This is a genomic window from Kitasatospora sp. NPDC023176, assembly GCF_055560495.1.
In genome coordinates this window covers 1-25,034 of sequence record NZ_JBVHIP010000065.1, presented here as the reverse complement: position 1 = coordinate 25,034, position 25,034 = coordinate 1, and the positions used below count along the sequence as shown (strand labels likewise).

The window sequence follows — 25,034 nt, the reverse complement described above, 5'->3', positions numbered from 1 at the left end:
CGCCTCTCCACCCCCCCCCCCCCACCCCCCCCCCCCCCCCCCCCCCCCCGCCCCCCCCCCCCCCCCCCCCCCCCCCCCCCCCCCCCCCCCCCCCCCCCCCCCCCCGGCACCCACCCACCCTCCCGAGAGCCCACCCCCACGAACACACCCCTTCACCGCGGCACCCCCAACACCCCCACCCCGAAATACCGCCGATCCCCACACCCCCCCGCCCCCGCCGGACACCCTCCCGCCGCCGTCACCGCCAGCAGCTCCGCCAGCTGCCCCGCCCCGAGCCCCGGATGCAGCGCCGCGGCCACCGCCACCGCCCCCGTCACGTGCGCCGCCGCCATGGACGTCCCCGCCAGCGCCGCGTACTGCCCGCCCGGCCAGTCCGAGATGATCGCCCCCTGCGCCCCGCCGTCCGGGTCCCCGCCCGGGGCGGCCAGCGAGACCCGGCCGCGCCCGTAGTTGGTGTACGAGGACGGATGCCCGTCCCGGTTGACGGCCGTGACGGTGACGACCCCGGGCAGCTGGCCCGGAAGGCGGATGCACTCGGTGCCCAGGGAGCGGGTGGGGGCCGGCCCGGAGACCCGGTCGTTGGGGCTGCGTTCGTCGGTGCGGGCGGCACCGAGGTCCTGCCCGTCGTTGCCGGCGGAGGCGACCACCACCGCGCCCTTGCGCTGGGCGTACCCGACGGCCCGGCCGACGGCGGTGATCAGCGCCGCCTGGTCGCGGTCCTCGGGGCAGTTGTACTTCCACGGGTCGGCGAAGTAGCTGTCGTTGATCGCCTTGGCCCCGTGGTCGGCGGCCCAGAGCATCCCGCAGACGATGTTCTCCGCGTAGTACTGCCCGAGCGGCCCGAGCAGCCGGACGGCGGCGATCCGCACCCCGGGGGCGACTCCGGTGACGCCCTTCCCGGCCGAGGCCGCGCCGATGATCCCGGCGACGTGGGTGCCGTGCCCGCTCTCCCCGACCCCGGGGTCGGGCCGCCAGGAGCCGGTCCGGGCGTCCGGGCGTCCGTCGGCGCAGGAGACCGAGGCCTTCGGGTCGACGGCCGCCCGCAGGTCCGGGTGGGTGTCGTCGACGCCCGAGTCCAGCACAGCGACCAGGACCTTCCGCAGCGCGTCGACACCCGGCGCACCCCCGACCGCCGCATCGCCCGGCGGCCCCGACGCCGCGTGGATCATGGTGAGGTTCCACTCCCCGCCCTCCGCCGGATCCGGAACCGTCACGGTCCCTTCGTCATCCCGCCTCTCCGAACTCCACCCGTCCCTCCCGCCCCTCGCCTCGCTCCTCCCCCGGCCGTCCGAACTCCCCGCCCGACCCCCTGAACTCCCCGCCCGACCCACCCCATCTACTCGACCCACCCCACCCACCTCACCCACCGGACCCACCCCACCCGCTCGACCCCCCGCCGCGAAGTCCCCCGCCCCGGCCACCGTCCGCGGCGGCCCCACCACCGGCGCCGTCCTGGTCGCCCCGACCGCCGCGATCCCGGGCCGGGCCCGCACCCTGTCCGCGAAGCCGCCGGTCGCGTACGCCAGCACCGCCCCGATCTGCGGGTACTCCTGCACCACCTGCCCGCCCGCCGCCCGGCTCTCCGCCCCGGCCCGGGCGGCGCCCGCCGCGTCCTCCCGCTCGGCCAGCACCAGGTAGCTGAGGTACGCCCGCCCGGGCCCGGACACGTACGGCACCGCGCCGCCGAGCCCCAGAGCCGTGAGCAGCATCGCGAGCAGCGCCAGGGCGGGCCCGCCGACCCTTCGGCGGCGGACTCCCCGGCACTGGACCCGCCGGCACTGGACCGCCCGGACGGGCCCGGTTTGGTGCGCCTGCGCCATCCCACGCTCTCCGCTCGTCGGTCGGGTGAGGCCGCACCCCTGCGGCCACGGTCACGGATCGATCACGCGCCCGATTTCTCACCATATGAGCCGATCATCATTCCCGCCCCCGCAACTACACCCCTCGCACCCCCTCCTCGCACCGCCTCGCACCCCGCGCCCCACCTCACTTGTCGGTCCCACCCGGCACCATGGGGGCATGGCGCCCCAGCACCCGACCCCACCCGCCGACGCCCCCGAGCCCGACGCGCCCGACGCGCCCGACGCGCCCGAGGCCGACGCCCCCCGGCCCACCGACCCGCTGGCCGGATTCGCCCCGACCACCCGGGCCTGGTTCACGGGTGCCTTCTCCGCTCCCACCACCGCCCAGTCCGAGGCCTGGCGCGCCATCCAGCGGGAGACGGACGTCCTGGTGGTCGCCCCCACCGGCTCCGGCAAGACGCTGGCCGCCTTCCTCTCCGCACTCGACCGGCTCAGCAGCACCCCACCCCCGGCCGAGCCCAAGCGCCGCTGCCGGGTGCTCTACGTCTCCCCGCTCAAGGCCCTCGCGGTGGACGTCGAGCGCAACCTGCGCGCCCCGCTGACCGGCCTGCGCCAGGCCGCCGTCCGGCTGGGCCTGCCCGAGCCCGAGGTCCAGGTCGCGATCCGCTCCGGCGACACCCCGGCCGCCGACCGCCGCCGCTTCGCCACCCACCCGCCGGACATCCTGATCACCACCCCCGAGTCGCTCTTCCTGCTGCTCACCTCCGCCTCCCGGGAGGCGCTCCGGGGCATCGACACGGTGATCCTGGACGAGGTCCACGCCGTCGCCGGCACCAAGCGCGGCGCCCACCTCGCGCTCAGCCTGGAGCGGCTGGACGAACTGCTGGACCGCCCGGCCCGCCGGATCGGCCTGTCCGCGACCGTCCGCCCGGTCGAGGAGGTGGCCCGCTTCCTCAGCCCGCAGCGCGGCGCGGTCATCGTCCAGCCGCCCTCCACCAAGGAGTTCGAGCTCTCGGTGGTCGTCCCCGTCCCCGACCTGGACGACCTGCCCGCCGCCCCGGCCACCGGCGGCGCCGCCGAGTCCGACCCGCAGCGCCGGCAGTCGATCTGGCCGCACGTCGAGGAGCGGATCGTCGACCTGGTCGAGGCGCACCGCTCGACCATCGTCTTCGCCAACTCCCGCCGCCTGGCCGAGCGCCTGTGCAACCGGCTGAACGAGATCGCCCACGAGCGCGCCACCGGCGCCGTCTTCCCCGAGGCGCACGCCCCGGCCCAGCTGATGGGCGGCTCGGGCGCCGCCCGGGGCGCGCCCGCGGTGATCGCCCGGGCCCACCACGGCTCCGTCTCCAAGGAGCAACGATCGCTCGTCGAGGAGGAGTTGAAGGCCGGTCGGCTGCCCGCCGTGGTCGCCACCTCCAGTCTGGAGCTGGGCATCGACATGGGCGCCGTCGAACTGGTCGTCCAGGTCGAGTCCCCGCCCTCGGTCGCCTCCGGCCTGCAGCGGGTCGGCCGGGCCGGCCACCAGGTCGGCGCGGTGTCCACCGGCGTCTTCTTCCCCAAGTACCGGGGCGACTTGGTGCAGTCCGCCGTGGTCACCGAGCGGATGCGGGCGGGCCGGATCGAGGCGCTGCGCATCCCGCGCAACCCGCTGGACGTGCTCGCCCAGCAGCTGGTCGCGATGACGGCCCTGGACGTCTGGCCGGTGGACGACCTGCTCACCGTGGTCCGCCGCGCCGCGCCCTTCGCCACCCTCCCCCAGTCCGCCTTCGACGCCGTGCTCGACATGCTGGCCGGCCGCTACCCCTCGGACGCCTTCGCCGAGTTGCGCCCCCGGGTGGTCTGGGACCGGGTGGCCGGCACGGTGACCGGCCGCCCCGGCGCCCAGCGCCTGGCCGTCACCTCCGGCGGCACCATCCCCGACCGCGGCCTGTTCGGCGTCTTCATCGCCGGCACCACTGCGGCCGATTCGAAGACCGGCCGGAAGGGCGGCGGCCGGGTAGGAGAGCTCGACGAGGAGATGGTCTACGAGTCCCGCGTCGGCGACGTCTTCACCCTCGGCACCACCTCCTGGCGGATCGAGGAGATCACCCACGACAAGGTGCTGGTCACCCCCGCCCCCGGCGTCCCCGGCCGGCTCCCGTTCTGGAAGGGCGACACCCTCGGCCGCCCGCTCGAACTCGGCCGCGCCCTCGGCGCGTTCACCCGTGAGCTGGGCGCCCTTGCGCCCGAGGCCGCCACCGAGCGCCTCCAGCAGGCCGGCCTGGACGACTGGGCCGCCGCCAACCTGCTGGACTACCTCGCCGAGCAGCGGACGGCCTGCGGCCACCTCCCCGACGACCGCACCATCGTGGTCGAGCGCTTCCGGGACGAGCTCGGCGACTGGCGGATCGTCATCCACTCCCCCTTCGGGGCCCAGGTGCACGCCCCCTGGGCGCTCGCCCTCGGCGCCCGGCTGCGCGAGAAGCACGGCCTGGACCCGCAGGTCATGCACGCCGACGACGGCATCGTGCTCCGCCTCCCCGACGCCGACCTGCTCGCCCCCGACTTCGATTTCAGCGGCCCGGCCGAACCGACGGCCTCCGACGAGGCCCCGGTCGGCGCCGACGCCGCCCTGTTCGCGGCCGACGAGATCGAGCAGCTGGTCACCGACCAGGTCGGCGGCTCCGCCCTGTTCGCCTCCCGCTTCCGGGAGTGCGCCGGCCGCGCCCTGCTGCTCCCCCGCCGCAACCCGGGCCGCCGCACCCCGCTCTGGCAGCAGCGCCAGCGCGCCGCCCAGCTGCTCGAAGTCGCCTCCGAGTACGGCTCGTTCCCGATCGTCCTGGAGGCCGTCCGGGAGTGCCTGCAGGACGTCTTCGACGTCCCCGGCCTGGTCGAGCTGATGGGGGACTTGGAGTCCCGCGCGGTCCGCCTGGTCGAGGTCACCACGTCCGAGCCCTCGCCGTTCGCCCGCTCACTGCTGTTCGGCTACGTCGCCCAGTTCCTCTACGAGGGGGACTCCCCGCTCGCCGAACGCCGGGCCGCCGCCCTGTCGCTCGACTCCCGGCTGCTGTCCGAACTCCTCGGCCAGGCCGAGCTGAGCGAGCTGCTCGACCCCGAGGTCCTCGCCGAGCTGGAGGCCGAGCTCCAGCGCCTCACCCCCGAGCGGAGGATCAAGGACGCCGAGGGCGTGGCCGACGCGCTGCGCCTGCTCGGCCCGCTCGCCGAGGCCGAGTTGACCACGCGCGGGGCCGAACCGCTCTGGGCCCTGGAGCTGGAGGCGGCCCGCCGGGTGATCCAGGTCCGGATCGCCGGCGAGCAGCGCTGGGCCGCGATCGAGGACGCCGGACGGCTGCGCGACGCGCTGGGCACCCCGCTGCCGGTCGGCGTCCCCGAGGCCTTCACCGAACCGGTCAAGGACCCGCTCGGGGACCTGCTGGCCCGGCACGCCCGCACCCACGGCCCGTTCACTGCCGCCGCGGCGGGCGCCCGCTACGGCCTCGGCACCGCCGTCGTCACCGGCACCCTGCAGCGGCTCACCGCCGCCGGCCGCCTGGTGCAGGGCCAGTTCCTCCCGGCCGAGACCCACACCGCCCCCGAGTGGTGCGACGCCGAGGTGCTGCGCCGGCTGCGCCGCCGCTCGCTGGCCGCGCTGCGCCAGGAGGTCGAGCCCGTCCCGCCGCGCGCCCTGGCCGCCTTCCTCCCGCAGTGGCAGCACCTGGCGGGCCACCGGCTGCGCGGCCCGGACGGCCTGCTCCGGGTGGTCGAGCAGCTCCAGGGCACCGCGCTGCCCGCCTCCGCCCTGGAGAAGCTGATCCTCCCGGCCCGGCTCGCCGACTACTCCGCCGGCCTGCTGGACGAGCTGATGGCGGCCGGCGAGATCGGCTGGTGCGGCGCCGGCGCGCTGCCGGGCAAGGACGGCTGGCTCAGCCTGCACCTGGCCGAGAGCGCCCACCTGCTGCGCCCCGAGCCCGTCCCACCCGCGCTCACCCCGCTGCACAGCGCCCTGATGCAGGCCCTGGCGGGCGGCTACGGCCTGTTCTTCCGCCAGCTCGTCCAGCAGCTGCCGGAGGAGACGCCGGAGCCGGAGGTGGTCGAGGCCCTGTGGGACTTGGTCTGGGCCGGGTACGTCACCAACGACACCCTGGCCCCGCTGCGCGCCCTGCTCGGCTCCGGCCGGACGGCGGGCGCGACCGCCCACCGCGCCCCCCGGGCCACTCCGCGCGGCCGCTACGGCGGGGCGGGCCGCGCCTTCGGCCGGGCCGGCGGGGCGCTGCGCAGCGGCCCGCCGACGGTGGCCGGCCGCTGGTCGCTGCTGCCCGCCTTCGCCACCGATCCGACGGTCCGGGCCACCGCCCGGGCGCAGAGCCTGCTGGACCGGCACGGTCTGCTCACCCGCGGCACGGTGGCGGCCGAGCGGGTGTCCGGCGGCTTCGCCGGGGTGTACCGGGTGCTGGCCGCGATGGAGGAGCGCGGCCGGGCCCGCCGGGGCTACTTCGTCGAGGGCTTGGGCGGCGCCCAGTTCGCCATGGAGGGCGCGGCCGACCGGCTGCGCTCGGTGAACGGCCGGCTGGAGCGGTCCCGGGCCACCGAGTGGCCGGCCGCACCGGCCGCCGAGCCGCCGCAGCTGCTGGTGCTGGCCGCCGCCGATCCGGCGAACGCCTACGGCGCCGCGCTGCCCTGGCCGGAGCCGCCCGCCGCCGAGGGCGCCAAGGAGTCCAAGGCGCACCGCCCGGGGCGCAAGGCGGGCGCCCTGGTGGTGCTGGTGGACGGCGAGCTGGCGCTCTACGTGGAGCGGGGCGGCAAGTCCCTGCTGGCCTGGCCGGCGGACGACGCGACCCTGGCGCTGGCCGCCGGGGCGCTCGCGGGGGCGGTCCGCGCGGGCGCGCTCGGCAGCGTCACGGTCGAGCGGGCCAACGGCGAGCCCGCGCTCGGCTCCGAGCTGGGCCGTGCCCTGGAGGAGGCGGGCTTCCACGCCACGCCCCGCGGCCTGCGGCTGAGGCCGTAGGGAGGCCGTACGAAGAGCACGGTGGCCGCGGAGTCAACGACCCCGCGGCCTCCGGCCACGTCGATTCACCCGATCGGCGGCGGTGGTACCTCCGCCCGGGCCACGGTCTCCTCGCGTCGGCGCCGTACCGGTCCGGTGGCGTTCCGGTCGGCGTGGACCGGTATGAGACCGAGTCCCCAGCCGCCGGCCGCCAGCAGTCCGAGTAGCGCGCCGTCGGCCAGCTGTCCCCGGACGGCGACCAGCCAGCAGGCGAGCCCGGCCACGAGGACCGGCAGGACCCAACGGACCGACCAGGACACCGGCCTCCGCACCCGCAGCCGTATTCGGGCCACCGTGCGCACCGTCGCGACTCTTCCCACGACCGCCCTCCTTCGCTCGCCCCGGGCATCGGAGGAGCCCGGGTGTCGAGGCCGGGTTCAGGCGGCGACCACGTCCATCGCGGCGGCCTTGGGCGACATGTTCGCCCGGTCGGCGCCGGGGGCGGGCAGCGGAACCGGTTCGAGTACCGGCCTCAGCAGATCACCTTCGGAGAGGGTGGCCATCGCCGCAAGTTCGGCGAGCGACAGTTCGTCGCTGACCTCGCGCATGACCTCGGACATCCGGACGTCGAGTGCGTCGCAGATGGCGGAGAGCAGCTCCGAGGAGGCCTCCTTCTGTCCCCGCTCGACCTCGGAGAGGTATCCGAGCGAAACCCTGGCGGCCGCCGACACCTCGCGGAGTGTGCGGCCCTGGCGCTGGCGCTGCCGACGCAGTACATCGCCCAGTAGGCGACGGAGCAGGATCATCGGTGCCTCCCTCCTCGGACTGCGGATCGAGATGTCACGCCCCCACCGTACCGCCTTGCCCGCATCGCGTGCGGGGACCCTGGTCGTGTTCACTCTGGGCTGCAAGGCCGTCCCCCTCCTCGTTCCGGTGTCGCACCCGGGTTTGCGGGCCCCTCGTGGTACCCGACGTGGCCCACCCGGCCACCGTCACGCAACTCGTTCGCCACCTGGTTTCTGCCCAACCAGGCCGTTGGATGTAACACGATCCTCCAGCTGTGCCATACCCGCGTACCAGTGCGGCAGATCTCGGTTCGGTGGAGATCCGTCAGCGGGCCCCTATCGAGCGAGCCGGCCGACGATCAGCTCCAGTGCGGCGGTCACCGCTTCGTGACGGATTGTGGCACGCGTGCCCGACAGCAGGGGAGAACTGACCAGAGTTCCCCCCGGCCCCGCGACCGCCAGGTGTACGGTGCCCACCGGCTGCCCGTCCTGCGGCTCCGGACCGGCCACCCCGGTCGTCGCGAGCCCGTACGTCGCGCCCATCAGCCCGCGCACGCCCTCGGCCATCTGCCGGGCCACCACCGGGTGGACCGGACCGTACACGTCCAACAGACCCTCGTCCACACCGAGCACCGAGGCCTTCAGCTCGGTGGCGTACGCGGTGACCGAGCCGCGGAAGGTCGCGGACGCCCCGGGGACGTCCACCAGTGCGGCGGCCAGCAGCCCGCCGGTCAGCGACTCGGCGACGGCCAGCGTGCCGCCCTCGGCCCGCAGCGCGGTGTGCACCTGTTCGGCCAGCTGGTAGTCCGTCACCGAGATCCCCCGTTCCCTACCGGTCCGCGCGCTCCGCGGCCGTGCCCTCGCGGCGCAGTCGCAGCGCCTGTCCGATGTAGTCCAGCGCGGTGGCGACGGTCAGCAGCACCGCCAGGGCCATCAGGACGGCCCGTCCGGTGGCCAGCCAGCCGGTCAGCGGCAGCACGTACATGCCGACCGCGGTGCCCTGGGTCAGCGTCTTGAGCTTGCCGCCCCGGCTGGCCGGGATGACGCCGTAGCGGATCACCCAGAAGCGCATCAGGGTGATGCCGAGTTCGCGGGCGAGGATCACCACGGTGACCCACCAGGGCAGGTCGCCGAGCACCGAGAGCCCGATCAGCGCCGAGCCCATGATCGCCTTGTCGGCGATCGGGTCGGCGATCTTCCCGAAGTCGGTGACCAGGCCCTTGCGGCGGGCGAGCTCACCGTCGAACAGGTCGGTGATCATCGCGATCGCGAACGCGGCCCAGGCCACGGCACGCCACTTGGGGTTGTGCCCGTCGTCGGCGAACAGCAGTGCCACGAAGACCGGCACCAGCAGCACCCGGACCATGGTGAGCACGTTGGCGATGTTCCAGATGCCCGGCACCGGCGGCAGCGCGGCCGCCGGTCTGCCCGGGTGGGCCGCGGCCGGGGCGCCGGGCCCCTTGGTCATTCCCCGGCTCCCGGAGCCTCGGCCCCCGCGGTCCTGGGCGCTCGCACCTGCTCCAGCGCCTCGGCGATCAGGTCGACGCCCTCGCTGGCCACCACGGTGGCCCGCCAGAACTGCCCGACCTCCGGGTCCTCGACGCCGTGCAGGGTGGTCAGGCCGTCGGTCTCCGGGGCCTGGTGGGCGGAGCGGCCCTCGACCACGCCGTCCTCGATCGACTCGATCAGCACCTCGACCACGGTGCCGATCCGCTGCTCGGCGCGCTGGGCGGTCATCTCCTCGGCGAGCCGGCTCAACCGGTCCAGCCGGTCGGCGACGACGTCCTCGGGCAGCTTGCCGTCGTAGGTGGCCGCCTCGGTGCCGTCCTCGTCGGAGTAGCCGAAGACGCCGATCGCGTCCAGCCCGGCGTTCGTGACGAAGCGCTCCAGCTCGGCGAAGTCCTCCTCGGTCTCACCGGGGAAGCCGACGATGAAGTTGGACCGGGCGCCGGCCTGCGGGGCCTTGTCCCGGATGGTCCCCAGCAGCTGCAGGAACTGGTCGGTGGAGCCGAAGCGGCGCATCCGGCGCAGTACGGCGGGCGCCGAGTGCTGGAAGGACAGGTCGAAGTAGGGCACCACGTCGGCGGTCCCGGTCATCGCGTCGATCAGACCGGGGCGCATCTCGGCCGGCTGCAGGTAGGAGACCCGCACCCGCTCGACGCCCTCGATCGCGGAGATCTCGCCGAGCAGCGTCTCCAGCAGCCGGATGTCCCCGAGGTCCTTGCCGTACGAGGTGTTGTTCTCGCTGACCAGGACGATCTCGCGGACACCCTCGCCGGCCAGCCACTGGGCCTCGTTGAGCACGTCGGAGGGGCGGCGGGAGATGAAGGAGCCGCGGAAGGCCGGGATGGCGCAGAACGAGCAGCGCCGGTCGCAGCCGGAGGCGAGCTTGACCGAGGCGACGGGGCTGTTGTCCAGCCGCTTGCGCAGGGTGCGCGGGCCGGAGGCCGGGGCGAGGCCCGCGGGCAGGTCGTCGATCGGTTCGGCGGCGGCCTCGGCGCCGTGGCCGGGCAGCGCGACCGACTCGGCGGCGGACTGCCGCTCGGCCGGGCTGATCGGCAGCAGCTTGCGGCGGTCGCGCGGGATGTGCGGGGCGTGGTGGCCGCCGGAGAGGATGGTCTGCAGGCGGTCGGAGATGTCCGAGTAGTCGTCGAAGCCGAGCACCCCGTCGGCCTCGGGCAGCGCGTCGGCGAGCTCCTTGCCGTACCGCTCGGCCATGCAGCCGACCGCGACGACGGCCTGGGTGCGGCCGTGCCCCTTGAGGTCGTTGGCCTCCAGCAGGGCGTCGACGGAGTCCTTCTTGGCGGCCTCGACGAAGCCGCAGGTGTTGACGACGGCGACATCGGCCTCGGCGGCATCGTCGACGAGCAACCAGCCGTCGGCTTCCAGTCGCCCGGCGAGTTCCTCGGAGTCCACCTCGTTGCGGGCGCATCCGAGCGTGACAAGGGCGACAGTGCGGCGTTCAGGCATAGGCCCAAGATTAACGCGCGGCCTCCGGTGCCGTTCGCCCCGGAGGCCGTGTGCCACGGATCAGCTGATCATCGACGGCCCGCGAGGGGCCGTGTGGTCAGCCCGCCTGGGGGTCTCCGGGGGTGTACGTGACGTGCACCACCTGGCCGTCCTTGCCGAGGACGCCGAGGTCTTTGCCGTTGACGTACGCGTGCACGGCCCCGCCGTTGCCGAGCACCAGCTTGATCTGCTTGGGGTCGGTGAAGGTCTGGTCCTGGCCGTTGCTGATGTTGTTCTGGAACAGCGACTTGCCGCTGCCGTCCATCGCCGAGACCCAGCTGGTGCCCTCGGCGACCAGCTTCACGGTGACCTTGTCGGCCGGGACGGCGGCGATCGCCGCGGCGCTCGGCGCGGGCGCCGGCGGCTGGACGGTCGGTGTGGCCGCGGCGACCGAGCCGGTGCCGGAGCCGCTGGGCAGCGGCGCGCTGGCGGAGCCGGTGGTGCCGTGGCCGCTCTTGCCGCTCACCAGGTTGAAGCCGATCAGCACGACCACCGCGACGATCGCGGCGACCATGGCCGCCGCCCAGTTCGGCCGACTGCGGCCGGGCACCTTGATCGGGCCGCTGTCGATCAGCTGGGTGGCGGGGCGTTTGGAGGCCGGCGAGCCGCCGTGGGCGGCGTCGTAGCGGGCCACCAGCGCCTCGCCGTCCGCGCCGACGGCGTGGGCGATCGCGCGGAGGTGCCCGCGGGCGTAGAAGTCGCCGCCGCAGCGGTCGAAGTCGTCCTCCTCGATGGCATGGACGATCGGCACCCGCACTCGGGTGGCGGTACTCACCTGGTCCACCGTGAGTCCCGCTTCGATCCGGGCGGCGGACAGCACCCGGCCGATGCTCGGGGCATCGGCCGCCTGCACCGGGTCGTCGGTCGGCTCGACGGACGACGGGGCGTTATCGCGGTCGGAGGACTTGCCGATGGTCACGGGGCACGCCTTTCGAGCGGATGGCCACCTGCTGGAGAACAGTCTAGGGGCGTGGGCGGATCGTTTCTCAAGCGGAACGGGCCCGAATGCGCGTGCCCGCCCCGGCCGGGGGCCGCCCCCTGGCTGACCGGTGGTCAGCGGGGAGGTGCGAGGCCGCGACGTCCCCCCGGGCCGAGTGCGCTTTCCGGCCTGTGACGCGGCGTACGGGCATTCGGTTCCCCACTCCGCGCCTACCCTCCTCCGAACGAGTGAACACCCGCGGCGGGGACGGCCCGTCAGCCGTGCGGGGTCGTCCCCGGCCCCTGCAGGGCCGGCCTCAGCCCCGCAGGGTGATCAGCACCCCGTCCAGCTCGTCCGGCTTCACCAGCACGTCGCGGGCCTTGGAGCCCTCGCTGGGGCCGACGATCCCGCGCGACTCCATCAGGTCCATCAGCCGGCCCGCCTTGGCGAAGCCGACCCGGAGCTTGCGCTGGAGCATCGAGGTCGAGCCGAACTGGGTGGAGACCACCAGCTCGGCCGCCTGGATCAGCAGGTCCAGGTCGTCGCCGATCTCCTCGTCGATCTCCTTCTTCGGCCCGCCCCCGACCGTCACGTCGTCCCGGTAGACGGCGCTCAGCTGGTCCTTGCAGTGCTGCACCACCCGGGCGATCTCCGCCTCGGTGACGAACGCGCCCTGCATGCGGACCGGCTTGCTCGCACCCATCGGCAGGAACAGCGCGTCACCCTTGCCGATCAGCTTCTCCGCGCCGGGCTGGTCCAGGATGACCCGGGAGTCGGCCATCGCGGAGGTCGCGAAGGCCAGCCGGGACGGCACGTTGGCCTTGATCAGGCCGGTGACCACGTCCACCGAGGGCCGCTGGGTGGCGAGCACCAGGTGGATGCCGGCCGCCCGGGCCAGCTGGGTGATCCGGACGACCGAGTCCTCGACGTCGCGCGGCGCGACCATCATCAGGTCGGCCAGCTCGTCGACGATCACCAGCAGGTACGGGTACGGGCGCAGCTCCCGCTCGCTGCCCAGCGGCGGGGTGACCTTGCCGGCCTTCACCGCCGCGTTGAAGTCGTCCACGTGCCGGAAGCCGAACGCCGCGAGGTCGTCGTAGCGCAGGTCCATCTCGCGCACCACCCACTGGAGGGCCTCGGCGGCCTTCTTGGGGTTGGTGATGATCGGCGTGATCAGGTGCGGGATGCCCTCGTACGCGGTCAGCTCGACCCGCTTGGGGTCGACCAGCACCATCCGCACCTCGTCCGGGGTGGCCCGGGCGAGGATCGAGGTGATCAGGCAGTTGATGCAGGACGACTTGCCCGCGCCGGTCGCACCGGCGACCAGGATGTGCGGCATCTTGGCGAGGTTGGCCATCACGGTGTGGCCCTCGACGTCCTTGCCCATGCCGACGACCATCGGGTGGGTGTCCTCGGCGGCCGTGCGCGAGCGCAGCAGGTCGCCGAGGTTGACCATCTCGCGGTCCCGGTTGGGGATCTCGATGCCGACCGCGGACTTGCCCGGGATCGGGCTGATGATCCGCACGTCCGGGCTGGCCACCGCGTACGCGATGTTCTTGGCGAGCGCGGTGATCCGCTCCACCTTGACGGCCGGGCCGAGCTCGACCTCGTAGCGGGTGACCGTCGGGCCGCGGGTGAAGCCGGTGACCTTCGCGTCGACCTTGAACTCGGCGAAGGTGCTGGTGAGCTGGGCCACCACCTCGTCGTTGAGGGCGCTGCGGGCCTTGGCCGGGCCGCCGCGCTCCAGCAGGTCGAGCGAGGGCAGCGCGTAGGTGACGCCCTCACCGAGCTGGAGCTGCTCCATCCGCACCGGCGCCGGGCCGTGCTCCGCGGGCGCGCCCGGCCCGCCGCTGCGGGCGGCCGGGACGGCGGGCTCCTCGGGCGCCGCCGTGAGGTCCTTGACCTGGTGCATCATGTCCGCCACCGCCGAGGAGGCGGGGACGCCGTAGACCAGCGCGCCGTCCAGGTCGGCGGCCGCGCCGGCGGCGAGGTCGCGGGTGGCGTACGGGTCCAGCGGCTCCTTGTCGAGCGAGACCCGGACGGCCTCCGACTGCTCCTCGTCGTCCTCGACGACCGGCTTGCGCCGGCGACGGCGCCGGCGGGCGGCCACCTCGTCACCCGGGTCCTCACCGTCGGTTTCCACGGTGTAGGGCAACGCGTCGGGGTCGGCGTCCTCCGGCGGATCGGTGGACGGCTCGTGCTCCGGCGTACGCCCCCAGCGCGGCTCGTCCTCGGGCCCGGGCTCGATCACACCGAGCCGTATGCCCAGCCCGCGCACCCGCTCGCCGATCCGGTTGACCGGGGTGGCGGTGACCACCAGCAGGCCGAAGAAGGCCAGCAGCAGGAGCAGCGGCACGGCCAGCACCGCGCCGGCCGCGGCCATCATCGGGGTCGACGCGGCCCAGCCGATGATCCCGCCGGCCGCCCTTATCCGGGAGGCTCCGCTGCCCATGGTGGGCGCGCCGCAGCCGATGTGGACCAGGCCGAGGATGCCGATCAGCAGGGTGCTCAGCCCGATCACGATCCGGCCGTTGGCCTCCGGCAGCTCCGGGTGGCGCCAGAGCCGGATCGCGATCCCGGCCAGCAGGAACGGCACCAGCACATCGAGCCGTCCGAACAGTCCGGACACCACGGCGGTGGCCGCCCCGTTCAGCCAGCCCTCCGAGCTGAACCAGGTGCCGGCGGCGACGACCAGCGCGAGCCCGAACAGCAGCAGGCCCAGCCCGTCCTTGCGGTGGGCCGGGTGGAGGTTCTTGGCGCCGTCGCCGAAGCCGCGGAAGATCGCGGCGATCGGGCTGGCGATCGCGTTGAGCGCGCCCATCAGCACCGAGCGGCGCGGCGGGGGCGGCGGGGCGGACTTGGCCGCCGTCTTCTTCGCGGGGGCCCGGCGGGCGGCCGCCTTCTTGGCGGGCGGCTTGCCCGGGGCCTTGGCCGCGGCCTTCTTGGACGGTCCCGGACTCGGTTTGCGTGCGGCGTTTCCGGGCGTACGAGTGGCCATGGGTCAGCAGCCTACCGGGGTGGGCGACCAGTGCACATGCGCCCGAGCCGGGGCGCCCGGCCGTGTCGCAGACACACCGTCACGCTGACCGCCTTTCACTCGGCCGCAGCAGCGGGACCACCCGGACGGGTGAACGATACGGCGGCCGGACTACGCGCTGCCGGGGCGCATCGCGTCCAGCGCCCGGCGCAGTCCGGCGAGCTTGCGCTCCAGGTGCGCCGCGGTGGCGGCCACCCCGGCGTCCTCGGCCCCGTCCAGTTGCTTGCCCAGCGCCTCCGCCTGCTCCTCGACCGCCGCCAGCCGCGCGGACAGCTCGCCGAGCAGCGCGCCGCCGAGGGCCGGCTCGCCGCCGCCCTCCTCCAGCTGCAGCCGCAGCAGCGCGGCCTGCTCCTTCAACTGGCAGTTCTTGACGTACAGGTCGACGAAGACCGAGACCTTGGCGCGCAGCACCCACGGGTCGAAGGGCTTGGAGATGTAGTCCACCGCGCCGGCCGCGTAGCCGCGGAAGGTGTGGTGCGGGCCGTGGTTGATCGCGGTCAGGAAGATGATCGGGATGTCCCGGGTGCGCTCGCGGCGCTTGATGTGGGCGGCGGTCTCGAAGCCGTCCATCCCGGGCATCTGGACGTCCAGCAGGATCACCGCGAAGTCGTCGGTCAGCAGCGCCTTGAGCGCCTCCTCGCCGGAGGCGGCGCGCACCAGCGTCTGGTCCAGGGCGGAGAGGATCGCCTCCAGCGCCAGGAGGTTCTCCGGCCGGTCGTCGACCAGGAGGATCTTGGCCTTCTGCATCGGGGCTCGCCCTCCTGTCGCCTGCCTGCCGCCCGGTGTGGGCACTCGCGTACTGCCCACCGCTACCCCGGTCATGCTAGCCGCACCCCCTCGCCCGGCACATCGCTCCGTCGTGACCGATCCGGAACGGCGCGCAGCCAGTGCTCCGGCGCACGCTCAGCAGCGTGTCGCCGTCCGGTCACTGTTCGCAACGATCGGTGACCCTACCGGGTTCCCGGGCCCGACCGCCAGCAAACCGGCCGACCGGCGGGCGTGAACCGCGGGGTTCACGCCGCACCGGCCGGTCACGTGTGGTCGCCGCTCAGCCACTCGGACATCACCGACAGCAGGTGGTCGGTCTCCACCGGCTTGGTGATGTGGTCGGTGGCGCCCGCCTCCAGGGACTTCTCTCGGTCGCCCTTCATCGCCTTGGCGGTCAGCGCGATGATCGGCAGGCCGGCGAACTGGGGCATCCGGCGGATCGCCTCGGTGGTCGCGTAGCCGTCCATCTCCGGCATCATGATGTCCATCAGGACCAGCGCCACGTTCTCGTGCTGCTCCAGCATCTCGATGCCCTCGCGGCCGTTCTCCGCGTACAGGACGGTCAGCCCGTGCTGCTCCAGCACGCTGGTCAGGGCGAACACGTTGCGCACGTCGTCGTCCACGATCAGCACCTGCTGGCCGTCGAAGCGGATGTCGCCGCGGGCCGGCCGGAGCTGCTGGGCGGGCTCCACCGCGCGCGGCGCGGCGGCGCTCTCCAGGGCGGCGTTGCGCCGCCGCTCCACCGCGCCCCGACGGCGCTCCTCGGCCATCTCCCGGACCTCCTGGGCCCAGTGGTCGGCCGGGCTCTCGCCGACCGGCACCGGCAGGCCCACCGGGGTCACCCCGACCGAGGCGCGCAGCGCGGGCGGGGTGGCGGTGCCCGGGCGCTCGGCCGGGCGCTCGGCGGTGTCCGCGGCGTCGGTGCGCAGCGGCAGGTAGAGCGTGAAGGTCGAGCCCTTGCCCAGCTCGCTCTCGGCGTGGATCTCGCCGCCGAGCAGCCGGGCGATCTCGCGGCTGATCGACAGCCCGAGGCCGGTGCCGGCGTACTTGCGGCTGATGGTGCCGTCGGCCTGCTTGAACGCCTCGAAGATCTCCCGCAGCTTGTTGCCGGGGATGCCGATGCCGGTGTCGGAGACGGAGAAGGCGATCAGCTCGTCGTCCGGGCCCTGGATCGAGCCGAACTCCAGCAGCCGCTCGCGCACGTGCTGGGGGACGTCCCGGCCGGCCGCGCTGATCGAGAAGTCGACGCCGCCGGTGTCGGTGAACTTGACCGCGTTGGAGATCAGGTTGCGCAGCACCTGCTGGAGCCGCTGCTCGTCGGTGTGCAGGGTGACCGGCAGGGTGGGCGAGACCCGCACCGCGAAGTCCAGGTTCTTGTCGAGGGCGACCGGCTGGAAGGTGGCCTCGACGTAGTCGACCAGCTGGACCAGGGCGATCCGGGCCGGGCGGACGTCCATCTTGCCGGCCTCGACCTTGGACAGGTCGAGGATGTCGTTGATCAGCTGCAGCAGGTCGGAGCCGGCGCCGTGGATGGTGTCGGCGAACTCGACCTGCTTGGGCGAGAGGTTGCCCTCATTGTTGTCGGAGAGCAGCTTGGCCAGGATCAGCAGCGAGTTGAGCGGGGTGCGCAGCTCGTGCGACATGTTGGCGAGGAACTCGCTCTTGTACCGGGAGGCCAGGGCGAGCTGTTCGGCGCGCTCCTCCAGGACCTGCCGGGCCTCCTCGATCTCGCTGTTCTTGATCTCGATGTCGCGGTTCTGCTGGGCGAGTTGCTCGGCCTTCTCCTGCAACTCCTCGTTGGTGCGCTCCAGTTCCTCCTGGCGCGCCTCCAACTCAGCGGACCGCATGGAGAGTTCGGCGGTGAGTCGCTGGGACTCCAGCAGCAGGCCCTCGGTCTTGGTGTTGACGCTGATGGTGTTGACGGTGACGCCGATCAGGTCGGCGATCTGGTTGAGGAAGTCCAGGGCGACGGTGGTGAAGGAGCTGAACGTGGCCAGCTCGATCACGCCCAGCAGCCGGCCCTCGAACTGCACCGGCAGCACCACGATGTGGGCCGGCGAGGCCTCGCCGAGGCCGGAGGCGATCTTGAGGTACCCGGGCGGCGCCTCCTTGACCATGATCGCCCGCTTCTCCACCGCGGCCTGGCCGATCAGCGACTCGCCCGGCCGGAAGGTGGTCGGCATCGCCCGCCGCTGGTAGCCGTAGCTGCCGATCAGCCGCAGCACGGTGTCGTTCTCGTCGTCGTCCTCGGTGATCAGTTCGGCGGTCCGGCCGGCCGGCTGGGCCAGGAAGAAGGCGCCGTGCTGGGCGGAGACCACCGGGGTCAGCTCGGTCATGATCAGCGAGGCGACGGCCTCCAGGTCCCGGCGGCCCTGCAGCAGGCCGGAGATCCGGGCCAGGTTGGTCTTGAGCCAGTCCTGCTCCTGGTTGGTGCGGGTGGTCTCGCGCAGGTTGGCGATCATCTGGTTGATGTTGTCCTTGAGCTCGTCGAGCTCGCCGGCGGCGTCCACGTCGATCCGCAGGCTCAGGTCGCCCCTGGTCACCGCGGTGGCGACCTGGGCGATCGCGCGCACCTGCCGGGTCAGGTTGTTGGCCAGCTCGTTCACCGACTCGGTGAGGTCCTGCCAGGTGCCGTCCACCCCCGGCACCCGGGCCTGGCCGCCGAGCCGCCCGTCGGTGCCCACCTCGCGGGCGACCCGGGTGACCTCGTCGGCGAAGGCCGAGAGCTGGTCGACCATCGTGTTGATGTTGGTCTTGAGCTGGAGGATCTCACCGCGCGCGTCGACGTCGATCTTCTGCGAGAGGTCGCCGCGGGCGACCGCCGTGATCACCAGCGCGATGTTGCGGACCTGGCCGGTGAGGTTGTTGGCCATCTGGTTGACGTTGTCGGTCAGGTCCTTCCAGATGCCGGCCACCCCGGGCACGCTCGCCTGGCCGCCCAGGGTGCCGTCGGTGCCGACCTCGCGGGCGACCCGGGTGACCTCCACCGCGAACGCGGACAGCTGGTCGACCATGGTGTTCAGCGTCCCGGCGAGCGTCGCGATCTCGCCCTGGGCGTCGATGGTGATCTTCTTGGAGAGGTCGCCGCGGGCCACCGCGGAGGCGACCTCGGCGATGTTGCGCACCTGTCCGGTCAGGTTCGACGCCATGAAGTTGACGTTGTCGGTCAGGTCCTTCCAGATCCCCGACACCCCGCGCACCCGCGCCTGCCCGCCCAGGATGCCCTCGGTGCCCACCTCGCGGGCCACCCTGGTCACCTCGTCGGCGAAGGCCGACAGCTGGTCGACCATGGTGTTGACGGTGGTCACCAGCTCCAGGATTTCGCCCCGGGCGTCGACGGTGATCTTCTTCGACACGTCGCCGCGCGCCACCGCGGTGGTCACCTCGGCGATGTTGCGGACCTGGTTGGTCAGGTTGTTGGCCATCAGGTTGACGCTGTTGGTCAGGTCCTTCCACGTCCCGGACACCCCCGGCACGCTCGCCTGGCCGCCGAGGATGCCCTCGGTGCCGACGTCCCGGGCGACCCGGGTCACCTCGTCCGCGAAGGCGGAGAGCTGGTCGACCATCGTGTTGATGGTGTTCTTCAGCTCCAGGATCTCCCCGCGGGCGTCCACCTGGATCTTCTGCGACAGGTCGCCCTTGGCCACCGCGGTCGTCACCTGGGCGATGTTGCGCACCTGGTCGGTGAGGTTGTTCGCCATGAAGTTGACGTTGTCGGTCAGGTCCCGCCACACCCCGGCCGCCCAGGGCACCTGGGCCTGCCCGCCGAGCCGCCCCTCGGTGCCCACCTGGCGGGCCACCCGGGTCACCTGTTCCGCGAAGCCGGAGAGCTGGTCCACCATCGTGTTGATGGTGTTCTTCAGCTCCAGCATCTCGCCGCGGGCGTCCACCTCGATCTTCTGCGAGAGGTCCCCGCGCGCCACCGCCGTGGTCACCTGGGCGATGTTGCGGACCTGACCGGTCAGGTTGTCGGCCATGAAGTTCACCGAGTCGGTCAGCTCGCGCCACACCCCGGCCACGCCCGGCACCTGCGCCTGACCACCCAGCCGGCCCTCGGTGCCGACGTCCCTGGCCACCGTGGTGACCTGGGCGGCGAAGCCGTTCAACTGGTCCACCATCGTGTTGACGGTGTTCTTCAGCTCCAGCATCTCGCCGGCCACGTCGACGGTCACCTTGCGGGACAGGTCGCCCTTGGCCACCGCCGTGGTCACCTGGGCGATGTTGCGCACCTGGGCGGTGAGCCGGCCCGCCATGGTGTTGACGGAGTCCGCCAGGTCCTTCCAACTGCCGGACACGCTGCGGACCTTGGCCTGGCCGCCGAGCTTGCCCTCGGTGCCCACCTCGCGGGCCACCCGGGTCACCTCGTCGGTGAACTCCGAGAGCTGGTCCACCAGTCCGTTGACGGTCCGGCCGATCTTCAGGTACTCGCCGCGCAGCGGGTGGCTCACCCCGTTGCTGTGCAGCGAGCGCAGCTCCATCTTCTGGTCCAGGTCGCCCTCGGCGATCGACGTCAGCACCCGGCCCACCTCGGACATCGGGCGGGCCAGGTCGTCGATCAGCGCGTTGCAGTTGTCGACGGCCGCCATCCAGGCGCCCTCGCCCGCGCCGGTCTCCAGCCGCTCGTTCAGCCGGCCCTCGCGGCCCACCGCCCGCCGCACCCGGGCCAGTTCACCGGTCAGGTGCTGGTTGCGCTCGGCGACCTCGTTGAACACCGCGGCGATCTCCGCCAGCGGCCCGTCGCCCGGCACCGTCAGCCGGCGGCGGAAGTTGCCGTCCCGCATCGCCGTCAGCGCGGCCAGCACCTTGCGCAGCTCGGCCGGCTCCGCACCTCGGTTGTGGGCCGCTCGACGGCCGGCCGCGATCCGCGGCGCGGTCCCGGACCGCCCCCCGCGCGGAGCGGGCGGCGTCGTACCGGTTGCGTCCTTGGTTGCGTCCTTGGTGGCCGAACTCAACGGGCCCCTCCCACATCGTGTGTACTGTCCGGTGACCGCCTCGCCGGTACGGCGCGGACCGGGCACCGACCCGGCTGGGCTGCGCACCGGCCGACCCCCACGGCCCACCGGCACCCACACGACCGTACTGCTCCCACCGGCCGTCGCGGACCCCCCAGTCTGGCAGCACCGGCGTCGGGTATACGGCCGGTTGCGCTCGGTTGTCCCCGCACCGTCCGAAACAGGTGGGCAGAATCACCCTCTGGTGCCTGTTTCACGGCCCCGCCCCCACGGGGAACCAAGCGGAAAGTAGGGTGGAGCGCTGCACCGGGCCACGACCCGACCCAGCGCCGCCGCCCGCGCGACGGCGCGCACGGGGAGGTCGGCGCCGAGCCCCGGACAGCCAGCGCCAGAGCAGCAGAGGAGAAGTGGCAACGTGGTCACCGCGCGCGCAGCCGCCACCTTCGACCCCGACGGCCGGTCCGCGGCCGCCGCCCGGGGTTTCGTCCGGGACGCGCTGCTCGGCTGGGGCCTGCCCGAGGTCGTCGACGACGCCGTCGTGCTGGTCAGTGAACTGGTCACCAACGCCGTCGTGCACGCCGGCACCGCCGCCGAGGTCTGCTGCCTGCGCGAGGAGGAGACCGTCCGGATCGAGGTCACCGACCACCACCCCGAGCGCGGCCTGCCCACCCTCGGCGACGGGCCCGTCACCGCCTCAGACCGCTACGCCGACCCCGACGGCGAGGGCGGCCGCGGCCTGCTGATGTGCTCGGCCCTCGCCGAACGCTGGGGCGTCGAGTACGCGACCGGCCGCAAGACCGTCTGGTTCCGGCTCGCCCTGCCCGCACACGTGACCGGCACCCGCTACGCCGTTCCCGCCACCCCCGGCAGCGACCTGCCCAGCAGCCCCGGGCCGGTGCACGTCGCCGTCGTCCAACTCGACGACGACGGCCGCGTGCTGGCCTGGAACCCGGACGCCGAGGCGCTCTTCCGACACCCCGCCGCCACCGTCCTCGGCCGCCCCTGGGCCGACCTCGCGGTCTGGCCGCAGTCCTCCGGCCGCGGCCTCGGCCTCACCGACACCCTCCGGCTGGCCCGCTGGGAGGGCGGCTACGGCGTACGGCGGCCCGACGGCGAGGAGGTCGAGGTCTACGGCGTCCAGGTGCGCGTGCGCGACACCGAGGGCGTCCCCTCCACCCTCTGTCTGCTCGTCCTCGAACCCGACCGCGCCGTGCTGCGCTCCCCCGCCCGCGCGCTGCCCGGCGAGCGCCCCGACCCGGCCGGGCCCCGGCTCGACCTGCTGGCCGGCCCGATCGCCACCGACGACCTCGAAACCCTGCTCCAGCGCACCGTGGAACGCGCCCGCGACCTGCTCGACGCCGACGCCGCCTACCTGCTGCTCACCACCGACGACGAGGCCGAGTTCGAGGTCCGCGCCGCCACCGGCCTGACCATCGGGCACCGCCGGCACACCCGCTTCCCGGTCGAGACCGGCAACCGCTACGACTCCGCCCGGCTGCCCTCCGTCCACGAGGACCTCGCCGGCCGCCCCACCGGGCTGCCCCTGCTCTCCGGCAGCGGCATGCGCTCCCTGGTCACCGTCCCGCTCAAGGTCGAGGGCCGCCTCATCGGCTCCCTCGGCATCGCCACCGCCGCACCCGGCCGCTACGACAACGAGGACGCGCTGCGCCTCCAGTTCGCCGCCGACCGGGTCGCCCTGGCCGTCGAGAGCACCCGGCTGACCGAGCTCGAACGGCTGCGCCGCGGCTCGCTCTCCTTCCTCGTCGAGGCCTCCGACCTGCTGGCCGGCACCCTCGAACACGAGCAGACCCTCGCGCTGATGGCCCAGATGGCCGTCCCCACCCTCGCCTCCTGGTGCGCCGTCTACACCAACGGCGACCACAGCTCGGCGACCGGCCTCGCCTTCGTGCTGCACGAGGACGAGGACCGGATCGACCCGCTGCGCGACCTGCTCGACAAGACCCCCTCCCCCGAGGCCGGTCCCACCCACGGCGTCCGCTTCTGGACGGCGCCCGCCGAGACCGCCGGGTCCCGCGGCCTCACCGACAGCCCCGAACTCGCCGGCCTGCTCGGCGAGACCGTCGTCCTGCCGCTGACCGCCCGCAACCGGGTGATCGGCCTGCTCGTCCTCGGCGTCCCGGCTGGGGTGCGGTTCCGCCAGGAGATCCTCGAACTCGCCGAGGACCTCTCCCGCCGGGCCGCCCTCGCCCTCGACAACTCCCGCCTCTACTCCGAGCGCACCGCCACCAGCCAGGCCCTGCAGCGCAGTCTGCTGCCGCCGGACCTGCCCGAGATCCCGGGCGTCGAGGTGGACGTCTACTACCAGGCCGCCGGCGAGGGCAACGAGGTCGGCGGCGACTTCTACGACCTGTTCACCATCCGCGAGGGCACCTACGGCTTCGCCATCGGCGACGTCTGCGGCACCGGCCCGGAGGCCGCCTCCGTCACCGGCCTGGCCCGGCACTCGCTGCGGCTGCTCGCCCGCGAGGGCCTGGACGCCCCGCAGGTGCTGCGCCGGCTCAACGCGGCCATCCTGGACGAGGGTTCGCGCAGCCGCTTCCTCACCCTGCTCTACGGCGAACTGACGCCCCGCCCGGACGGCAGCACCGAGCTGTCCCTGGTCTGCGCCGGCCACCCGCTGCCGCTGAGACTGCGCACCGACGGCCAGGTCGACCAAGCCGCCACCCCGCAGCCGCTGCTCGGCGTCATGGACGACCTCGAACTCACCGCCGAGCACCTGGTGCTCGCCCCCGGCGAGGTGCTGCTCTGCGTCACCGACGGCGTCACCGAACGCCGGGAGGGCCGACGGATGTTGGGCGACGACGGACTCGCCGAGGTGCTCACCGGCTGCACCGGCCTGACCGCCGGAGCGGTCGCGATGCGGGTGCAGCGCGCGGTCGAGCGCTTCGCCCCGGAGCCGCCGTCCGACGACATGGCGATCCTGACCCTGCGGGTGCCGACCCAGCGTCAGCCGTGAGCACTCCACACCTGACGCTGTCACAAATTGTTATCTTCACAAGGGTACAAGCAGGGCGTGCCGGGTACACCGATCTCGCCGGGGAATCCCCCGACGAGGACGTGACCAGCGGCTCTCCGCCGGCCCACCACTTCTGACCTCACTTCTGACCGCTGCCCGCGCACGCCCTTCGCCGTGCGCCCTCGGCGCGGTCGCGCGCATCCACTCATCGAGACGACACCCAGCGTTACTGCGCCCTGCGCGCGCCCAGAGTGAAAGGAGCCTCCGGTGAGCAACGACGCTACCGGGGCAACGAACGCCCGCTCCACCGGAGCCGACGCGGGTAACCTCGGCTACCTCGCCCTCGGCCTGACACTGCTCGCCTACGGTCTGCTCTCCACCGGGATCCTGCACGGTACCGGCGCCGGAGACGCGGCCCACCTCGCCCACCTGCTCGGCGGCGTCACCCTCTTCATCGCGGGCCTCTGGCAGCTCCGCGGCGGCGAGGGCTTCACCGGGACCGCCTTCACCAGCCTCGGCGCCTTCTGGGCGACCTGGTCGGTGGCGGGCGGCGCGAGCAAGAACGCCGCAGGTCTGTTCCTGTTGCTGTGGGCGCTGCTCGCCCTCAGCCTCACAGCGGCGAGTTGGGGCGCGGGCCTGTTCAGCCGCGCCGTCTACGGCCTGTTCACGCTCTCCCTCGTGCTCAACGCCATCGCAGTCCTCGGCAGCTACAGCGGCCTCGCCAAGGCCGCCGGCTGGATCGCCGCCGTCGCCGGGCTCGCCGCCTGGTACTGGGCCACCTCCGCCCTGAGCAACGGCTCCTGGGGGAAGGTCGCCCTGCCGGTCAAGTGACCTGCTTCGGCCGGTCCTCGGCACCGACGCGGGGTCGGGTCTCCGTCTCGACGGAGGCCCGGCCCCGCCGCCGTGCCGCCGACGCCAGGACGGCGTAGGCGAACAGCAGGATCACGACGGCGACGATGCCGTCCGCCCAGAAGTGGTTGGCCGTCACCACGACCACCGCAACCGTCAGCACCGGATGCAGCACCACCAGCCAGCGGAACGGGCTCGACGACACCCGCACCACCGCGACCGCCGCCAGCACGCACCAGGCGACGTGCACCGAGGGCATCGCCGACAACTGGTCGGCCACCACCACCCCGCCGACCGCACCGCCGTACACCGACTGCCCGTACTCGGCGGCCAGGTCGACGAACCCGCTCTGCGGCAGCATCCTCGGCGGCGCCACCGGGACGAACTGCACCAGCAGGCAGACCGCGGTGGTGATCACCACCGTGTTGCGCACCCACGCGTAGCGCTCCCGGTGCCGCAGGAAGACCCAGAGCAGCACGCCGAGCATCACCGCGAAGTGCATGACCGCGTAGTAGTAGTTCGCCAGCCTCACCAGCACCGGGTACGGCGTGACCGCCGCCTGCCAGGACGCCTCGTCCGGCAGCCCGACCGCCCGCTCGGTCCGGTGGATCCAACCCGCCCGGTCCAGCGCGTGGTCGGCGCTCATCACCGACAGGTGCCCCACCAGCTGCCAGAGCGCGAACAGCGCCAACAGCGTGCCGGCCTCCCGCAGCAGCGCCGACACCCCCGGCCTCCGGCCCCTCGCGGCGGCGTACGCGCCCCCGTAGAGCACGACGGCGGCGCCCCCGGCGGACTGCCAGGTCAGGGTCAGGTTCTGCATTGGCAGAGGGTAACGCAAAAAGACCCCCTCCCGAATGGGAGGGGGTCTTTTTGGAATGATTGTTCGGCGGCGTCCTACTCTCCCACAGGGTCCCCCCTGCAGTACCATCGGCGCTGTGAGGCTTAGCTTCCGGGTTCGGAATGTAACCGGGCG

At 73.5% G+C, this 25,034-nt stretch carries 14 protein-coding genes and 1 rRNA gene; 3 read left to right on the top strand and 12 right to left on the bottom strand.

Translation table 11 applies throughout. From position 1 onward, the window contains the following. Positions 1-152 precede the first annotated feature (152 nt). Complete coding sequence (locus ACZ3YL_RS41245) at positions 153-1,709, bottom strand: S8 family serine peptidase (protein WP_465662872.1); 1,557 nt, start codon at positions 1,707-1,709, stop codon at positions 153-155. A 310-nt stretch (positions 1,710-2,019) separates the two neighbouring features. Between ACZ3YL_RS41245 and ACZ3YL_RS41240 the strand changes: the two genes are divergently transcribed. After that, positions 2,020-6,786 carry an ATP-dependent helicase gene (locus tag ACZ3YL_RS41240; protein WP_465662870.1) on the top strand — a complete coding sequence of 1,589 codons (4,767 nt, stop codon included), beginning with the start codon at positions 2,020-2,022 and terminating at the stop codon, positions 6,784-6,786. 65 nt (positions 6,787-6,851) lie between these two features. Here ACZ3YL_RS41240 and ACZ3YL_RS41235 read toward each other — a convergent pair whose 3' ends face one another. From ACZ3YL_RS41235 to ACZ3YL_RS41195, 9 genes are all read right to left on the bottom strand, one after another. Continuing rightward, a complete protein-coding gene (locus ACZ3YL_RS41235; RefSeq protein ID WP_188304511.1) occupies positions 6,852-7,145 on the bottom strand; it encodes a hypothetical protein in 294 nt (97 codons plus the stop codon). A 57-nt stretch (positions 7,146-7,202) separates the two neighbouring features. Beyond that, the gene (locus tag ACZ3YL_RS41230) at positions 7,203-7,571 is read right to left on the bottom strand and encodes a helix-turn-helix domain-containing protein (RefSeq protein ID WP_030290911.1); all 369 of its coding nucleotides are present in this window, start codon (positions 7,569-7,571) and stop codon (positions 7,203-7,205) included. 315 nt (positions 7,572-7,886) lie between these two features. Beyond that, positions 7,887-8,363 (bottom strand): CinA family protein, encoded by a 477-nt coding sequence (locus tag ACZ3YL_RS41225; protein WP_465662867.1) that lies wholly within the window; start codon positions 8,361-8,363, stop codon positions 7,887-7,889. Positions 8,364-8,379: 16 nt separating this feature from the next. Then, positions 8,380-9,018: a CDP-diacylglycerol--glycerol-3-phosphate 3-phosphatidyltransferase gene (pgsA, locus tag ACZ3YL_RS41220; protein ID WP_188304512.1), complete on the bottom strand. Its 639-nt coding sequence runs from the start codon at positions 9,016-9,018 to the stop codon at positions 8,380-8,382. After that, positions 9,015-10,520, bottom strand: coding sequence for a 30S ribosomal protein S12 methylthiotransferase RimO (rimO, locus tag ACZ3YL_RS41215; protein WP_188304513.1), 1,506 nt, complete (start codon positions 10,518-10,520; stop codon positions 9,015-9,017). Before rimO ends, pgsA begins: the two co-directional genes overlap by 4 nt. Positions 10,521-10,617: 97 nt before the next feature. Further along, entirely contained in the window at positions 10,618-11,478 is an 861-nt protein-coding gene (locus ACZ3YL_RS41210) for a helix-turn-helix domain-containing protein (protein ID WP_188304514.1), read from the bottom strand. 316 nt (positions 11,479-11,794) lie between these two features. Then, positions 11,795-14,476 (bottom strand): DNA translocase FtsK, encoded by a 2,682-nt coding sequence (locus tag ACZ3YL_RS41205; protein WP_188304515.1) that lies wholly within the window; start codon positions 14,474-14,476, stop codon positions 11,795-11,797. Positions 14,477-14,626: 150 nt separating this feature from the next. Beyond that, positions 14,627-15,262: a response regulator gene (locus ACZ3YL_RS41200; RefSeq protein ID WP_380462135.1), complete on the bottom strand. Its 636-nt coding sequence runs from the start codon at positions 15,260-15,262 to the stop codon at positions 14,627-14,629. A 284-nt stretch (positions 15,263-15,546) separates the two neighbouring features. Further along, positions 15,547-20,064, bottom strand: coding sequence for a HAMP domain-containing protein (locus tag ACZ3YL_RS41195; RefSeq protein WP_465662874.1), 4,518 nt, complete (start codon positions 20,062-20,064; stop codon positions 15,547-15,549). Positions 20,065-20,650: 586 nt separating this feature from the next. Here ACZ3YL_RS41195 and ACZ3YL_RS41190 point away from each other — a divergent pair. After that, positions 20,651-23,212, top strand: coding sequence for a SpoIIE family protein phosphatase (locus ACZ3YL_RS41190; protein WP_188304518.1), 2,562 nt, complete (start codon positions 20,651-20,653; stop codon positions 23,210-23,212). A gap of 267 nt (positions 23,213-23,479) precedes the next feature. After that, positions 23,480-24,043: a GPR1/FUN34/YaaH family transporter gene (locus ACZ3YL_RS41185; RefSeq protein ID WP_465662862.1), complete on the top strand. Its 564-nt coding sequence runs from the start codon at positions 23,480-23,482 to the stop codon at positions 24,041-24,043. Here ACZ3YL_RS41185 and ACZ3YL_RS41180 read toward each other — a convergent pair. Then, entirely contained in the window at positions 24,036-24,881 is an 846-nt protein-coding gene (locus ACZ3YL_RS41180) for a phosphatase PAP2 family protein (RefSeq protein WP_188304520.1), read from the bottom strand. The two genes, ACZ3YL_RS41185 and ACZ3YL_RS41180, sit on opposite strands and share 8 nt — an antisense overlap. A gap of 61 nt (positions 24,882-24,942) precedes the next feature. Beyond that, a 5S ribosomal RNA gene (gene rrf / locus ACZ3YL_RS41175) occupies positions 24,943-25,034 on the bottom strand; the annotation flags it as partial.